The 15122-nt window shown below is 63.3% G+C and carries 18 protein-coding genes and 1 other RNA gene; 11 read left to right on the forward strand and 8 right to left on the reverse strand.

Annotated elements, in window-relative coordinates; all coding sequences use genetic code 11:
• A complete protein-coding gene (locus ACMFWR_RS16195; RefSeq protein ID WP_413192619.1) occupies positions 1-1725 on the reverse strand; it encodes an autotransporter assembly complex protein TamA in 1725 nt (574 codons plus the stop codon).
• A gap of 460 nt (positions 1726-2185) precedes the next feature.
• Here ACMFWR_RS16195 and ACMFWR_RS16200 point away from each other — a divergent pair, with 460 nt between their 5' ends.
• Genes ACMFWR_RS16200 through panD form a run of 4 tightly spaced genes read left to right on the forward strand, consistent with a single transcriptional unit; the run spans position 2186 to position 4576 of the window.
• On the forward strand, positions 2186-2371 hold the full coding sequence (locus ACMFWR_RS16200; RefSeq protein WP_413192620.1) for a DUF3460 family protein: 186 nt from the start codon (positions 2186-2188) through the stop codon (positions 2369-2371).
• 30 nt (positions 2372-2401) lie between these two features.
• Positions 2402-3262 (forward strand): segregation and condensation protein A, encoded by an 861-nt coding sequence (locus ACMFWR_RS16205; RefSeq protein WP_413192621.1) that lies wholly within the window; start codon positions 2402-2404, stop codon positions 3260-3262.
• Positions 3263-3296: 34 nt separating this feature from the next.
• Entirely contained in the window at positions 3297-4130 is an 834-nt protein-coding gene (gene panC, locus ACMFWR_RS16210) for a pantoate--beta-alanine ligase (protein WP_413192622.1), read from the forward strand.
• 50 nt (positions 4131-4180) lie between these two features.
• Positions 4181-4576, forward strand: a complete 396-nt coding sequence (gene panD, locus ACMFWR_RS16215) for an aspartate 1-decarboxylase (protein WP_413192623.1) — start codon at positions 4181-4183, stop codon at positions 4574-4576.
• Positions 4577-4579: 3 nt separating this feature from the next.
• Here the strand turns inward: panD and ACMFWR_RS16220 are convergent, their stop codons facing one another.
• Positions 4580-5209: an AAA family ATPase gene (locus ACMFWR_RS16220; RefSeq protein WP_413192624.1), complete on the reverse strand. Its 630-nt coding sequence runs from the start codon at positions 5207-5209 to the stop codon at positions 4580-4582.
• A gap of 187 nt (positions 5210-5396) precedes the next feature.
• Here ACMFWR_RS16220 and cobU point away from each other — a divergent pair, with 187 nt between their 5' ends.
• Positions 5397-5969 (forward strand): bifunctional adenosylcobinamide kinase/adenosylcobinamide-phosphate guanylyltransferase, encoded by a 573-nt coding sequence (gene cobU, locus ACMFWR_RS16225; RefSeq protein WP_413192625.1) that lies wholly within the window; start codon positions 5397-5399, stop codon positions 5967-5969.
• A 29-nt stretch (positions 5970-5998) separates the two neighbouring features.
• Positions 5999-7000: a cobalamin-binding protein gene (locus ACMFWR_RS16230; RefSeq protein WP_413194930.1), complete on the forward strand. Its 1002-nt coding sequence runs from the start codon at positions 5999-6001 to the stop codon at positions 6998-7000.
• Between the two features lie 13 nt (positions 7001-7013).
• Here the strand turns inward: ACMFWR_RS16230 and ACMFWR_RS16235 are convergent, their stop codons facing one another.
• From ACMFWR_RS16235 to ACMFWR_RS16255, 5 genes are read right to left on the reverse strand one after another with little or no spacing between them, the layout of a single operon-like run.
• Positions 7014-7823, reverse strand: a complete 810-nt coding sequence (locus ACMFWR_RS16235; RefSeq protein ID WP_413192626.1) for a histidine phosphatase family protein — start codon at positions 7821-7823, stop codon at positions 7014-7016.
• Entirely contained in the window at positions 7820-8659 is an 840-nt protein-coding gene (locus ACMFWR_RS16240) for an adenosylcobinamide-GDP ribazoletransferase (protein ID WP_413192627.1), read from the reverse strand. Before ACMFWR_RS16240 ends, ACMFWR_RS16235 begins: the two co-directional genes overlap by 4 nt.
• Complete coding sequence (gene cobT / locus ACMFWR_RS16245; RefSeq protein WP_413192628.1) at positions 8649-9773, reverse strand: nicotinate-nucleotide--dimethylbenzimidazole phosphoribosyltransferase; 1125 nt, start codon at positions 9771-9773, stop codon at positions 8649-8651. The genes ACMFWR_RS16240 and cobT overlap by 11 nt, the downstream gene beginning before the upstream one ends.
• Before the next feature lie 35 nt (positions 9774-9808).
• Positions 9809-10609 (reverse strand): ABC transporter ATP-binding protein, encoded by an 801-nt coding sequence (locus ACMFWR_RS16250; RefSeq protein WP_413192629.1) that lies wholly within the window; start codon positions 10607-10609, stop codon positions 9809-9811.
• Entirely contained in the window at positions 10606-11700 is a 1095-nt protein-coding gene (locus ACMFWR_RS16255; protein ID WP_413192630.1) for a FecCD family ABC transporter permease, read from the reverse strand. Before ACMFWR_RS16255 ends, ACMFWR_RS16250 begins: the two co-directional genes overlap by 4 nt.
• A gap of 317 nt (positions 11701-12017) precedes the next feature.
• Here ACMFWR_RS16255 and ACMFWR_RS16260 point away from each other — a divergent pair, with 317 nt between their 5' ends.
• From ACMFWR_RS16260 to ACMFWR_RS16280, 5 genes are all read left to right on the forward strand, one after another.
• Positions 12018-12341: an ATPase gene (locus ACMFWR_RS16260; protein WP_413192631.1), complete on the forward strand. Its 324-nt coding sequence runs from the start codon at positions 12018-12020 to the stop codon at positions 12339-12341.
• Complete coding sequence (locus ACMFWR_RS16265) at positions 12338-12664, forward strand: cell division protein ZapA (RefSeq protein WP_413192632.1); 327 nt, start codon at positions 12338-12340, stop codon at positions 12662-12664. Before ACMFWR_RS16260 ends, ACMFWR_RS16265 begins: the two co-directional genes overlap by 4 nt.
• Before the next feature lie 59 nt (positions 12665-12723).
• A non-coding RNA gene (ssrS, locus tag ACMFWR_RS16270) (6S RNA) lies at positions 12724-12903 on the forward strand.
• A 112-nt stretch (positions 12904-13015) separates the two neighbouring features.
• The gene (locus ACMFWR_RS16275) at positions 13016-13504 is read left to right on the forward strand and encodes an EVE domain-containing protein (RefSeq protein WP_413192633.1); all 489 of its coding nucleotides are present in this window, start codon (positions 13016-13018) and stop codon (positions 13502-13504) included.
• Between the two features lie 19 nt (positions 13505-13523).
• Positions 13524-14237: an SIMPL domain-containing protein gene (locus tag ACMFWR_RS16280; protein ID WP_413194931.1), complete on the forward strand. Its 714-nt coding sequence runs from the start codon at positions 13524-13526 to the stop codon at positions 14235-14237.
• Here ACMFWR_RS16280 and lgt read toward each other — a convergent pair.
• Positions 14209-15120 (reverse strand): prolipoprotein diacylglyceryl transferase, encoded by a 912-nt coding sequence (gene lgt / locus ACMFWR_RS16285; RefSeq protein ID WP_413192634.1) that lies wholly within the window; start codon positions 15118-15120, stop codon positions 14209-14211. The genes ACMFWR_RS16280 and lgt overlap by 29 nt on opposite strands.
• Between the last annotated feature and the right edge of the window lie 2 nt (positions 15121-15122).

Below are 15122 nucleotides of genomic sequence, written 5' to 3' on the forward strand. Positions count from 1 at the left end.
TCAGAACGCAATTCCCAGCGTCAGATACGGACGCCATGAGTGACCCTGAATCCCGTACGCAAGGTCCAGATTGACCGGGCCGACCGGACTGCGCCATCGCGCGCCCGCACCCACGCCGGTGTAAATCGTCTTTTCATTCCAGTTGTCCGTGGCCGTGCCGGCATCATAGAAGACGGCCGCACCCCAGTCGTGGGAGAACCAGTGCTGGTATTCGGTCGATCCTGTGATGACATATTTGGTTGGAATGACGGAGCCGCTGACGTTGTTGCCGAGGCTATCGTAGCTGTAGCCGCGTACCGAATTGGCGCCACCCGCGCGGAACAGCAGCGATGCTGGTACGTCGAGCGTACTGCCCGATGTAAAGACCCCTCCCATTTCGATACGCAGCAGAAACAAATCGGTCTTGCCGATCGGGAAGTATTCACGGCCGCTCGCATAGACGCGCCCGAAGGTCGTATCACTCGCCGCGTGCTTGAGTCCAAACCCCGCCGATACCGTCACAATATTGCCCGAGCGCGGAAACACCAGATCATCGACATTTCGCCGCGTCCAGGTCCAGTTCGGGACCAGCGCCGAACTCGTCGTTTCCGGACCTACGTTCTGCAATAACCGGTCGCGATAATAAAGCAGCGAATACGTGAAATCGTAGTATTGCGACGTGCGCGCTCTCTGGACACCCGCCCGCATACTGAATATTTCAGTATTTTCAATATCACTTCGCGTATAAGACGCAAGCGCGCTATTGACCCATCCATACCGTCCGGGCGGCATCGAAATCTGGACCTGCCCCTGATCCTGATCACGTTCGATACGCCCGGTTACGCTGAATACCCACGCCCGATTAAACAGATTGAGATAGGAATACGTCCCCTGAATATAGGGACCCGTATCCGTGCTATATCCCACACCCGTACGAATCGAATGAAACGGATATTCACTGACTTTCAGGCGTATGGGCGTGTCGTTGGGATGCGAAGTATCACTATCGACATCGAGTGCGACGCTCGCGAAATAAGGCGTGGCCTGAATTTGTTTTTGAAGTTCCTGAATCCGTTCAGCCGAATATATTTCACCGACATTCAGCGGATTGACGTTCGTGACAATCCACTCCGGATAGCGACGCGTGCCGTCGATCTGGAGTTCGCCGAGCGTAAAGGTCGGCCCGCTGTCGAAGTCGACCTGCAGCGACGCCTTGTGGGTGGCCGGATTGATCCGCGCCTCGGAGTGCGTGATCTTCGCGCCCAGATAACGCTCGGCCTGCAAGGTCTTGAGGGCGGCGTTCTTCGCGGCGTCCCAGCCCTCCTGGCTGAAAGGGTCGCCTTCGTGCAACGACCACGCTTCGCGTGTCGCGGTCTCGCGCGCCGGTGCTTCCTGTAATACCGGGCCCGTGAAATTCAGGCTCAGCGACGTGACCTGCGTGATCGGTCCGGGCTCCACATAGATGTCGACGTGCTTCTTGCCGTCGATAACCCGTTCGTCCGTGGTGACCGCAGGGGTGAAGTAACCCTGGGTTTCGAGCAGATCGGTGACCTGACGCGGCACGGCGGTCACGAGGAACCCGTATTCGTCCTCTGTCAGATCGCCGCGTTCGGCAAAGCGCGCGAGGTCGAGGTGGGCCTCGAGCAGCTTGCGCAGCGCGCGCGGCGCGTGGATGTCGACGACGTAGTTCGATTTCGCCTTGGCCTGAACAGCAAGCGGCGTCGCAACGCATACCAGGCACGCCATGAAGAAGGCGCAACGCACCAGGATCCCTGTCGTGACGGCCCCCGCCCGGGCATCGAAGTGATGGCGACCCGGCACACTAAGCAGCCGAAGAAGTACCCGACAAAGCACGCGCGCGGCCGTCCGCGTCACGCGCGCCCCGACGCCCCGTGCCGGACGGGACAAACAAGCAACGGTGGCTCGGGCGCAGGCCGGCAAACAGGAGTCTCCTAAAAAGGGGGCGGGTCACATGAGCGCGGCGACGGCATATCGCACGCGAGCTGTCAGCCTTGAAAGCAGCGCCGATGCTGGCTGCGCCGGCCGGCGTTATTTCACCACATCCGGCGCCGGAATCGGCAATCCATCGCGCTCGATCGCCCCCTGACGCAAACAGACTGCGGTGCGGATTCGCATTGCGGTAAAATCCCGTTCGCGCATTCCCGCGCTTGGATGTTAACCGCGCCTTCATCGCGCAAAGCCAGCCATGTACCAGTCGGACATTACCCAATTCATCAACAAGCTCAAGGCCGACCGCCCGCAGCTCGAAGAAGAACAACGCAAGGGTCGCGCGTTGCTGTGGGACAAGCAGCCGATCGACCTCGAAGAGCGCGCTGAGCAAAAAGAGTCGCGCGTCGAGCAGACGCCGTACTCGTACTACCAGAATTTCTAAGCGCGCCATTCGCGCCACGCGCCCACGCCGATGACCGTACCGGTACCCGTTGAGGTAAGCGACGACGCGCTCGCGGCTCCGGCCGCCGATTCGACCCCCGACGTCGTCGACGGGATCGCGTTTGCTCGCCTGTACGGCGAGCCGCTGTTCAAGCTCCCGCAGGATCTCTACATCCCGCCCGAGGCCCTCGAAGTCTTCCTTGAGACGTTCGAAGGCCCGCTCGATCTGCTGCTGTACCTGATCCGCAAGCAGAATTTCAACGTGCTCGACATCCCGATGGCCGAGGTCACGACCCAGTATCTCGGGTACGTCGACCAGATCCGCGGGACCAACCTCGAACTCGCGTCGGAATATCTGCTGATGGCCGCGATGCTGATCGAGATCAAGTCGCGCATGCTGCTGCCGGTCAAGAAGGCCGACGCGGGCGAGGAAGCCGAAGATCCGCGCGCCGAACTCGTGCGGCGGCTGCTCGAATACGAACAGATCAAGCTCGCCGCGCGCAAGCTCGACGACATTCCGCAGCTCGGCCGCGACTTCCTGCGCGCCGAGGTGTATATCGAGCAATCGCTCGCACCGCGCTTCCCCGACGTGGACCTCGGCGAACTCCGCGAAGCGTGGGCCGACGTGCTCAAGCGCGCCAAACTGGTCGCGCACCACAAGATCAGCCGTGAAGAGCTCTCCGTGCGCGAGCACATGAGCCTGATCCTGCGCCGGCTTCAGGGCGCCCGGTTCGTCGAGTTCGCCGACTTGTTCGAGGTCACGCGCGGCGTGCCCGTCATGGTCGTCAACTTCATCGCGATGCTCGAGCTCTCGCGCGAATCGCTGATCGAAATCACGCAGGCCGAGCCGTTTGCGCCGATTTACGTGCGCCTTGCGTATCTTCCGACTTAAGTAACGACCCGACTTCCGAAGGACACCCGATCCGATGAAAGTGATCAGCTCGATCCACGAACTGCGCGATCAGCTGCGCGGACAGAACCGTATCGCGTTCGTGCCGACGATGGGCAATCTCCACGAAGGCCATCTCTCCCTGATGCGGCTTGCGCGCCAGCATGGCGACCCCGTGGTGGCGAGCATTTTCGTGAATCGTCTCCAGTTCGGGCCGAACGAAGATTTCGACAAGTACCCGCGCACGCTCGAAGAAGATATCGACAAGCTGCAGAAGGAAAACGTCTACGTGCTGTTCGCACCGACGGAGCGGGATCTGTATCCGCAGCCTCAGGAATACCGCGTGCACCCGCCGGCAGACCTTGGCGACATCCTCGAGGGCGAGTTCCGTCCCGGCTTTTTCCAGGGCGTCTGCACGGTCGTGACGAAGCTGTTTTCGTGCGTGCAGCCGCGCGTGGCGGTGTTCGGCAAGAAGGACTACCAGCAGTTGATGATCGTGCGCGGCATGTCGCAGCAATTCGCGCTGCCCACGGAAATCGTCGCCGCCGAGACAGTGCGAGCCGAAGACGGCCTTGCGCTATCGTCGCGCAACCGCTATCTGTCGCCCGAAGAGCGGGCCGAAGCCCCGAAGCTCAAGGCACTGCTCGACGACGTGCGCCGTCAGGTGCTCGACGGCCGGCGCGACCTCGAAGCGCTCGAGGCCGAGACGTTCAAGACGCTCGTCGACCGCGGCTGGAAGCCGGATTACATCTCGATCCGCAAGCGTGTGAATCTGCGTGCACCGGGTGCGGACGAAACCGACGCGCCGCTCGTCGTCCTCGCGGCAGCCAAGCTCGGCCAGACCCGCCTGATCGACAACCTCGAAATCTGAAGTCGCGGCAAGTTCCGTCTTGCCCGAACCCGTCGTCAAAGGAGCAGCACGTGCAACGCATCATGTTGAAGTCGAAGATTCACCGCGCAACGGTCACTCATTGCGAACTGCACTATGAGGGTTCGTGCGCGATCGACGAAGACCTGCTCGATGCATCGAACATCGCCGAAAACGAACAGATCGATATCTGGAACATCAACAACGGCGAGCGGTTCACGACCTACGCGATCAAGGGCGAGCGCGGCAGCGGCATCATTTCGCTGAACGGCTCGGCCGCGCGCCGCGCGCAGCTCGGCGATCTCGTGATCATCGCCGCGTTTGCGATGGTCGACGATGCGGACGTGCGAGGCGGCAAGCACAAGCCCGATCTCGTGTTTGTCGACGAGCACAACCGCATCAAGGGCACGCGCGACCACGTGCCGACGCAGGCCTTCGAAGCGGTCTGAAACTCAGTCCTTCTTCTCGATCCACTCGAGAATCGGCGCCCACTGCTCGAGGTCCTTCGTCACGCGGCTCGGCGTCACATCCCAGAGCGTGAGCCCCTGCGCGGCGAGCTGGACGTAGTTCTGCGTGTCGCGGATATAGCCGAGCACGGGCAGATCGAGACCTTCGATAAAGCGGTGGAGCTGATCGGCCGACTTGGTTCGCGCGTCGACACGCATGCCGACGATCCCGATCTTGATGTTGCCTTTGCGGACGGCCTTTTCCTTGGCGAGCCGGTCGAGGAAGTCACGCGTGGCGAGAATGTCGAAGATCGAGGGCTGCAGCGGAACGACCACCCGGTCGGCGAGGCCCAGCGAGATGTCGAGCCGGTTGCCGTGCACGCCGGCAGGGGTATCGATCACCACCTGCTCGAGCCCCTTCGGCGGCTTCTGGGGATCGTCGAGGTTGATATTCCAGGCTTCGATGGCCGGCAGGCTGGCCGGACGGATATCAAGCCAGGAATGCGCGGACTGCTGGCGGTCGAGGTCGGCCAGCGCGACCCATTCGCCGCGCGAGGCGAAATATCCGGCCAAGTTGGTCGACAGCGTGCTCTTTCCGACGCCGCCCTTTGGATTCGCGACAACGATCACCGCCATAAGGTCTCCCGGAGCGAAGTTGTAGTCTTGAAACTGATTCGGTCTTGGTTGAGTGCCGGTGCCGCGCGTCGGCTGCGGAACGTGCGCAGGTGCGAGCGGCGCTTTATTATCTGCGAAACCGCCCGCAAGCGGTAAATGCCCCCGCTTGCTGACCACTCTTGGTGTTTCTTCCCTAGTGATTTCTCCCATGTCCCAGCGAGCCCTGGAGCCGCAATCGGCCCGAACCGTGTTCGTGCTCGGCGGCGCCCGCTCCGGCAAGAGCGCCTATGCCGAACGTTGTGCGCAGCAGACCGGGCGCGCGGTCCGCTACGTGGCGACCGCCGCATCGCCCGGCGCCACGGACACGCCCGACGACGCCGAATTCGCCGAGCGCATCGCGATTCACCGCGCCCGGCGGCCCGCCCACTGGCAAACCGTCGAACCCGGCGCCGACCTCGCGGCAGCCGTGCTCGACGCGGGCGACGCCTGTGTGATTGTCGACTGCCTCACGCTTTGGTTGACGGGCCTGTTCTATCCCGCCGGCTCCGATGCGCCGCACCCTGACTGGGCGCGGCATATCGACGCCTTCGACGCCGCGCTCGGCGCCGCGCGCGGCCCCGTTTTCGTTGTCAGCAATGAAATCGGGCTCGGCGTCGTGCCGATGGGCGAGGAAACCCGCCGTTTCGTGGACGCCCTCGGCCGGCTCAACCAGCGGATCGCAGCGCGTTGCGACGCGGTCGTGATGATGGTGGCCGGTTTGCCGATGCAGGTGAAACCTTGAGGGCCGTGTTGCTCGCTTCGATCGTCACGGTGTGGACGGTCTCGACATCTCTGGCTGCAACCGCGCTGGCGGCTCCCATCACGGTGACGGACGACAGCGGCGCCACGGTCACACTGCCCGCACCGGCGCATCGGGTCATCAGCCTCGCACCGCACACGACCGAACTCATCTATGCCGCCGGCGGTGCCAACGCAATCGTCGGCGCCGTCAATTACAGCGACTACCCGCCGGCCGCACGCGCACTGCCCCGTGTCGGCGACAACAAAGCGCTGGACCTCGAGAAAATCGCGGCGCTCAAGCCCGACCTGCTCGTCGTCTGGCGGCACGGCAACGTCCAGCGTCAGATTGGGGTGTTGCAGGCGCTCGGCATTCCGATGTTCCTGAGCGAACCCAAACAGCTGCCCGACATTGCGGATAACCTGCGCAAGCTCGGCGCGCTGATGGGCACCGAGCCCGTGGCCAATCGCGCGGCCAACGACTTCACCGCGCGCATCGATCAGTTGCGCGCGCAGTACGCGAATCGGCCGACAGTCAGCGTGTTTTACCAGGTCTGGGACAACCCGATCATGACGCTGAGCGGCGGTCATATGGTCAGCGACGTGATTCGCCTGTGCGGTGGCCGCAACGTGTTCGCGTCACTGGCCCCCGTTGCCCCGACCGTATCGACCGAGGCCGTCATCGCCGCGAACCCCGACGTGATCATGACGGGGCGCTACGGCGACGAGAGCGGCAAGAGCACCAAGAGCGACAAGAACACCGCGGATGCCACGAACGATGCGAGCCACACACACGACGCCGCCAGCGCAGGCGTCATGAGCGCGGACAGCAACACGAAACGTAACGACGACGCCAACACATTGCCGAAAAGCCTCGATCGCTGGAAAGCGTGGCCCCAGATCCCGGCAATCGCCCACGACAATCTTTTTGCGGTCAACGCCGACTGGATGGACCGCCCCGCTCCGCGGATCGCCGACGGCGCCGCGCAGATGTGTGCGGATCTTGATGTCGCGCGCGCGCATCTGGGCAAGTAAACCGGGATACGCTTCAGGCTTGCGGCAGACTGGCGGCGCCCGGCATCAGATTCCACCCCTGCAGGGACCACCGGATCGAGGCTCCCGTCGACTCCAAGGCCACCGTCTCGCCGGTGAATCGGCAAACAGCACCAAAGTCGAGTGGGCGCTTCAGACCGTCGGCGATGGATTCCTCAAGAAGACGAGACGCCAGCATGCGAATCACGCCGGCGTGTGTAACCGCAACGACGGTCTGCCTGTCTGCTTGCAGTGATGTTCGTGCGGCGTTTTGAGAGGATGTCCGAGGTGTGTCGTGGGGCGTCGCCCGTCGTTTAGCGGCGAATTCGCTTTCACACGCGCGCGCAAGCCATCGCTGTGCACGCTGCGCGACGGCTGCCGCGCTTTCGCCGCCATGAGGCCGGCCGTGTTCGAGATCGGCTGCCCACGCGTCGATCTCGATACGATCGATGTCGTCCCAGCGCCGCAGCTCCCAGTCGCCGAAGTCGAGTTCGACCAGATCGTCTTCGATATGACACGGCATCGCCCACTGCGACGCCAGTGCCGCTGCGACCGTCGCGCATCGATCAAGCGGACTCGAGTAGACGCCCAGATGTCCGGACACCTGCAAAGCCTCAAGCTGCGCCGCGATCCCCTTCGCCGACATCCCGGCAGGCTCGTTGAGTAAAACGTTGCTGCGTCCGTAACAGATACCCGGCGCGATCGCGACTTCGGGGTGTCGTACGAGAACGAGATCGATGATGCGATGCCTTCCGATGTGCTTCGATCCGATACGCTTCGATTCGACGCAAGCACCGTCTCCCGAAGCCGGCACTGTGGCGTTCATCGTGCGACCCAGGCCAGCGCGGTCAGATAGAGCGTGATCTCGAAGATCTGCTGGGCGAAACCGAGACAGTCTCCCGTATAGCCGCCGATGCGCCGTGCAAACCAGCGGCCCAATGCAAGACGGATCACGGCGAGCAACACGAGCGTCAGGGCGCCGAGCCGCCAGTCGGGCCAGAATATCCAGGGTAGGCCCGTCAACATGACCCAAACCAGCGAGCCAACGCCAAGGCGCCGCACCACAGGCTTCGCCTTGCCTTCGGCCCGCACATAGTCGAGGTCTCTGACATAGCTGATAGCCACGGCGCGACTCGCAGCATGCGCAGCAATCAACAACACCGCCACGCGCGCCGACCCCGAAACCGACGCAGACGCCGACACGTGAGAGACGCTCAACGCGGTCAGTGCCTGCCACTTGAGCGCAAGCGAAATCACCAGACCGATCGCTCCGAATGCGCCGATGCGGGAGTCGTGCATGATGCGCAGCACGTCCTCGCGCGAATAGCCGCCCCAGAAGGCATCGCAACAGTCGGCCAGTCCGTCTTCATGGAACGCGCCCGTCATCAGCAGCGATGCGGCCATCGAGAGCAGCACGGCGACGCCCGGCATGAACCACTGCGCGCACACAAGATAGACAGCCGCCGACACCGCGCCGACAAGCAGCCCCACAAACGGAAACCACCGCGCCGCCGCTTGCAGGTAATGCGGTTCGAAGCCGACCCACTTCGGCACCGGCACGCGTGTGAAGTACCCGAGTGCGGTCAGTGCGTAGCGCACCTCGCGGACCGCCGCCGCCCCGAGGCGCGTGCCGCCCATGTTGCGGTGCCGGTCAGTGCTCATCCGAGGGCGCGTCGCTTCGGTCGCTGACACCCGCCGACTCGAAGCTCGCCATTTCGCTCAAAAAGCTCGCGGCCGCTCGCACGAGCGGGACCGCAAGCGCGGCGCCCGTGCCCTCGCCCAGACGCAGTCCGAGCGACAACAGGGGCTTCGCACCGAGCTTCTCGAGCATCAGCTGGTGCCCATGTTCGCCCGACGAATGCGCAAACACGCAGTAGTCGAGCACCCGAGCATTGATCTTCGAAGCGGCAAGCAGCGCTGCGGTTGCGATAAACCCATCGACGAGGATCGTCATGCGCGCATGCGCTGCGGCCAGGTACGCACCGGTCATCATCGCGATTTCAAAACCACCAAACGTGGCCAGGGTGACCAGCGGATCGGGGCTCGCCGGGTGGCGCTCAAGGGCTGCGGCGAGCACGGCACGCTTGTGTGCGACACCCGCATCGTCGAGGCCCGTGCCGCGTCCGACGCATGCATCGATCGGCAAGTCGAGCAACCGGCTCATCAGGCAGGCCGCCGCCGATGTGTTCGCAATCCCCATTTCGCCGAAGCCGATCGTATTGCTGCCCATCGCCGCCTGATAGTCGACGCGTTCCGCGCCCGATGCGAGTGCCTGAACGAGCTGTTCATCGGTCATCGCGGGTTCGACGGAAAAATCGCGTGTGCCGCGCGCGACCGCGCGTACGACCAGATTGCCGGGATGCTCGATCTCGGTCGCGACACCCGCGTCGACGACCTCGAGCTCGACGCGCGCCGACCGCGAGAATGCGTTGATCGCCGCACCGCCCGCGAGGAAGTTCATCACCATCTGGACGGTGACGGCTTGCGGAAACGGACTCACGCCCTGCGCCGCGATACCGTGATCGCCGGCAAACACAATGATGGCCGGGCGGCGGATCGCCGGGCGCAGGCTCTGTTGAATCCGACCGATCTGATAGGCGAGTGTCTCGAGTGCGCCGAGGCTGCCGACGGGTTTCGTCTTGGTGTCGATCGCGTGCTGCAGGCGTGCACAGAACCCGGCATCCGCTGCCCCGCCGTCATCGCCGATGCCCGCTTCGTGAAGCGGTGTGATGACGGGCGCCTTGTAAGGCATTGAAAGCGTGCGGGCAGTCGACATGTCTAAGATCTATATACGTTGTTATTGGAGGGTACTCACCAGCGTTCGATCGACGAATCGAGACGCGGAACCAGCATTCTACGTTCGCCGTCGCTGAGCAGGACAAGCGGGAATCCAAACGCATGACTCACATGCTCGGGCGTCAACACGTCGAGCACCGGCCCGCACACGGCTGCACCCGCACCATCGAACAGCACGGCATGGGTGGCGAACTCGCGCGCGAGGTTCAGGTCGTGACACGAGAAGACGACCGCGCGCCGCTCGGCCCCGGTCGATATCCAGCGCCGCAAGACCGCCAGACTCTCGATCTGGTGTCGAGGATCAAGATGCGACAGAGGCTCGTCGAGCAACATCAATGCCGCGTCCTGGCACAAGGCTGTCGCGAGCGCGACACGCTGGCGCTCGCCGCCCGACAGCGTCGTGACGTCGCGCTGCGCGAGCGCACCGATACCGAGCGCATCGAGCGCGCGGCGCGCGATGTCGAGGTCCGCGTCTTTCTCCCATCCCCAGCCGCCGATCCAGGGATGCCGGCCTATCAGCACGGTGTCAAGCGCCGTGGACCCGAACGCGTCGTGCGTCGATTGCGGCATCAGCGCGCGACGACGCGCAAGCGCCTCGTTCGTCCATTGCGTCAAGGCGCGCCCGTCGAGCTCGACCTGCCCGGACGACGGCCGCCTCAGGCCGGCGATTACGTCGATCAAGGTCGTCTTGCCGGCGCCGTTGGGCCCCGCGACACACCACATCTGGCCGGCCTCGACGCGGATCGAAAGGCGTTCGACGAGCACGCGCGCACCCGCCTTCAGCCCGATGTCGACGAGTTCGAGCGAGTCCGTCATCGACGTTTTCCAAGCAGGATATAAAGAAAGGCCGGCGCGCCGATCAATGCCGTGATCACGCCGACGGGCAATTGAGTCGGTGCGACGATCGTGCGCGCGGCAAGGTCGGCTGCGGCGACGAGCGCGCCGCCGGCCAGCACCGATGCGGGCAGCAGCATGCGCTGATCATTGCCGAATGCGAGCCTCAGCATATGCGGGACGATCAGCCCGACGAAGCCGATCGTGCCGGCCGTGGTCACCGCGACGGCCGTTGCCAGCGAGGCGATCACGTAGATCCGCCGGCGCAGCGGCGCCACATCGATCCCCACCGACTGCGCAAGCGCTTCGCCGCGCAACAACGCATTGAGCCGCGGCGCGAGCGGTGTCGACACGCACACCGCCACCACCAGCGCGATCCAGGCGGGCCACGCACGCTCGACGCCGTCGAGATCGCCGGACAACCAGAACACCATGCCCCGCAGCCGTGAGTCCGGCGCGAGACTCAGCATCAACGTAATCAGCGCACCCCAGCCTGCGGCGAGCACCGCCCCGGTCAGTAACAGCCGCGGTGACACATCGCGAGGCTCGGCGCGCCACAGATCGCCGCGCGTGAGCGCGAGCATCAGCGCCATGGATGCCATCGCACCGCCGAATGCCGCGCCGTCGACGCCCCACCACGGCAGCATGAGCCACATCGCCGGCAGCGCAAACACCGCCGAACCACCTGAGATGCCCAATACGTAGGGATCGGCCAACGGGTTGCGCAACAGGACCTGAAGCAACGCACCGGCGAGCGACAACAGCGCGCCGCAGGCAAACCCCGCGAGCGCTCGCGGCAGGCGCAGCTGGAAGATGATCTCGCGCGCAAGCGCGGTCTGCGCGTTCGCGGCCGTCACGGTCGCGGACGCTGCGTCGCCGACGGCGATCGCACCACCCGCCTCCGCACCGCCGGCCATGGTGCCGCCATGTCCGATCTGAACCGCATCGCGCAACGCACTCCACAAGGTATGCGGAGCAATGGTCACGCTGCCGACGCAGACCGACGCGCCAAGAATGAACAGCGCAATGACCGCCAGCCCGGCCCAGATTCCGTATGCCCGTTTCGCCGTCATCGGCGCGGGGTCCTCGATGTCACAGCCCCTCTCCTTTCGCATCGTGCGGCGCGGATAGATCACGGATATCGACCGCGTTGGCGATTCGCTCAGACGCGTGCGACTCAGCATAGAAATATCGGCGATTTACGGAAACACCGACTTTTATTCTCGATTCGCGCGGCGTCTGTGCGACCGGGCATTCGAGCGTGCGCCAGTGTAGGGAGGCCCCCGGTGAGCGTCAAGAAAGCAGCCCCGAATCGTAACCGGTCGTTTCGACTCTCTGAGCCGGCAACGATTGGAGTTAGAATGGCAAGCCTTGTGAGGACGCAGCAGACATGCTTAACGAACTCGATCAACTATCGAAAAATATAGGCCGGCTGATTGCGATCAGCGGCCAACACCAGCATCGGTTGCGCGAACTCGAGTCGCAGCTTGGGCATACGCGCGACGAGCGCGATGCGTTGCATGCCGAGATCGAAGCGCTGCGCGGGGAGCGCGACGCACTGCGCGCCGAGCGTGACGCGCTGTCGTCGAAGATCGACGATGCGCAAGTGCGCCTCAACGCGATCCTCGAGAAGCTGCCGCACAGCCGCACGGATGAGAGTCAGCTCGATCTGCTCGCTCCTGTGACGAACACGCCTCAAGGGGACGCGCAATGAGTACTAAACAGATCGAAGTTCAGATCATGGGCCAGTCGTATCGGCTCGCGTGCGCGCCCGAAGCTGAAGCCGCGTTGCTCGAAGCTGTACAGCGCGTCGATTCGGAAATGAACAAGGCGCGCAATTCGAGTTCAGTGCGTGGCACCGATCGTGTTGCCGTGCTTGCTGCACTGTCTCTGGCGTCGGAATTGCTTAAGGTGCAAAAGAGCATTCGTCACGGAGAGGCTTTTCCCGTCGAAGAAATCCGGCGTACAATGGGCCTCATGAATTCGCAGCTCGATGCAGCGATCGGACAACTCGAGACACCGCCTTCAGCGCAGTGAGCTCTTGAAAGTTGACCGGTTGTTCATACATAGAGCAACGTGATTCAAACAGTTTCAAAGCTTCCCTGCCTGGTTCGCCAAGGTCATAAATTCCTTGAACCAATGCCATGTGCAAGGTTGTGGAAATTGTAGCGCGGGCGTGGGCGTCACTCTGTCTGATGAACCCGAAGCGCTTCTGACCGCAACCGTCTTGAACCTCCGGTTCAGGATGCCGGCCTAGCGGCCAAGGTGGGGACCATACCAAACGGCGTTGGCTGCAGGCCAACGCCGTTTTTCTTTGTCGATGGCAAACACATTGCATGCGCGACACGGATGCCTGGCCGCGCAAGCGATGTTTCCGGGGATCAAGACATGCACTACTGGCTCATGAAGTCCGAACCCGAAGAGGCCAGCATCGATGACCTCGCGGCAGCCAAAAACAAAACGCTGCCCTGGACCGGCGTGCGCAACTATCAGGCGCGCAATTTCATGCGTGATCAGATGCAGGTCGGCGACGGTGTGCTCTTCTATCACTCGAGCTGCGAAGTGCCCGGCGTTGCGGGCATTGCGCGCGTCGCATCGACCGCGTATCCGGATCCGACCCAGTTCGATCCCGACAGCGTTTACTACGATGCGAAATCGAAACAGGAAGAGCCTCGCTGGATGCTCGTCGACGTGTCGTTCGTGCGCAAGACACCCTTGATCACATTGCCGATGCTGCGCGCCGATCCGCGCCTCGCGGAGATGCGCGTGCTCGCCAAAGGGAACCGATTGTCGATCACGCCAGTCTCTGATGACGAATGGCGTGTCATCACGACGGACCTTGCAGTCGAACCTGCAAAGGCATCAAAGAAGAAGTAACCCTGGAGTGCAACGCATGATCGATCGAAAATCCCTCGCCGCGCTGACCTTGTGCGCCGCCGGCACCGCGCTGACGCTTGCCGCAGGTCCCGCGGCCGCGCAGATGATGCCGCCGCCTGCCGGCGTGCTCAATATCGAGGCCAGCGCGAGCGCCGACATTCCTCAGGATGTCGTGCACATCACACTCGCGTATGAGCAGCAATCGGACGATCCGGCCGCGCTCGCCAACGCTTTGAACGAACGCACGGATCAGGTCCTCGCCAACGCCAAGCGGCAGTCGGGTGTCACGGCGCAGACCGGCTCACTAACGGTCTATCCGTCCACGGACAATAACGGCCATATCAACGGATGGCGCGGACGCAGCGAGGTGCGCCTCGATTCACGCGATTTTGCCGCCGCGTCGAAGCTCGCGGGCAGCCTCTCGTCACAGATGCAGGTCGCCAACGTGACGTTCTCGCTGTCGCCTGAAACACGCGATGCGGCACAGGCCAAGCTCAGCGGCCAGGCCATCGCGGCGTTCCGTCAGAAGGCCGCCAATGCGTCGACCGCCTTCGGGTTCGGGGGCTATACGATTCGGGAAGTCAGCGTGTCGGGCGGCGAAACCTCACCGCCCCGGCCGATGATGATGCGCATGGCCGCCGCGCCGACGGCCAAGGTTGCCGATATGCCGATCGAAGGCGGCAATTCGACGGTCACCGTCAACGTCAATGGTTCGGTGCAGATGACGCGTTGAGCGGCGCGCGGGCGGCACGGCGATAGGAGCCGATCAGCAACAGCACGCCCGCAATGATCATCGGCAGCGACAGCCACTGTCCCATCGACATGCCGAAGGTCAGCAGGCCGAGAAAATCGTCGGGTTCGCGCGCGAACTCGACGATAAAACGTGCAAGGCCATAGCCGATCAGAAACACCGCCGACACGGCCGCCACGGGCCGCGGCTTCTTCGAGAAGAACCACATCACGAGAAACAGCGCGATCCCTTCGAGTGCAATTTCGTAAAGCTCGGACGGATGACGCGGCAGCAGCTGATAACGGGCGAAGACATCTTGCAGATGCATCGCCGCGACTTGCGCGGGATGCGACAGATACCAGGCACGATCGTCCTGGGCTGCGCTCGGAAACAGCATCGCCCACGGCGCATCGGGACTCGTCACGCGGCCCCACAGCTCGCCGTTGATGAAGTTGCCGAGTCGCCCGCACGCGAGACCGAGCGGCACCATCGGCGCAATAAAGTCCGTGACCTGCATCCACGTGCGACCACGCTGACGCGCGAACACCATCATCGCGATGATCACGCCAAGGAAGCCGCCGTGAAATGACATGCCGCCTTCCCAGACTTTGAAAATATCCAGCGGATGGGCGAGATACCAGTCGGCCTTGTAAAACAGGACATAGCCGATGCGTCCGCCGAAGATCACCCCGATCACGCCGAAAAACAGCAGATCGTCGATGTCCTTCGCTGTCCAGCCTTGCGCGGCGACATGCGGCAGCCGCAGACGCAGCCGTCCGACGACAATGGCCAGGATAAACGCCGCGAGATACATGAGGCCATACCAGCGCACCGCGAGCGGGCCGATATGCAGGGCGACGGGATCGAATTGGGGGTGAATAAACATCG

The sequence above is a fragment of the Pararobbsia alpina genome, assembly GCF_965118125.1.
Taxonomy (GTDB): domain Bacteria; phylum Pseudomonadota; class Gammaproteobacteria; order Burkholderiales; family Burkholderiaceae; genus Pararobbsia; species Pararobbsia alpina_A.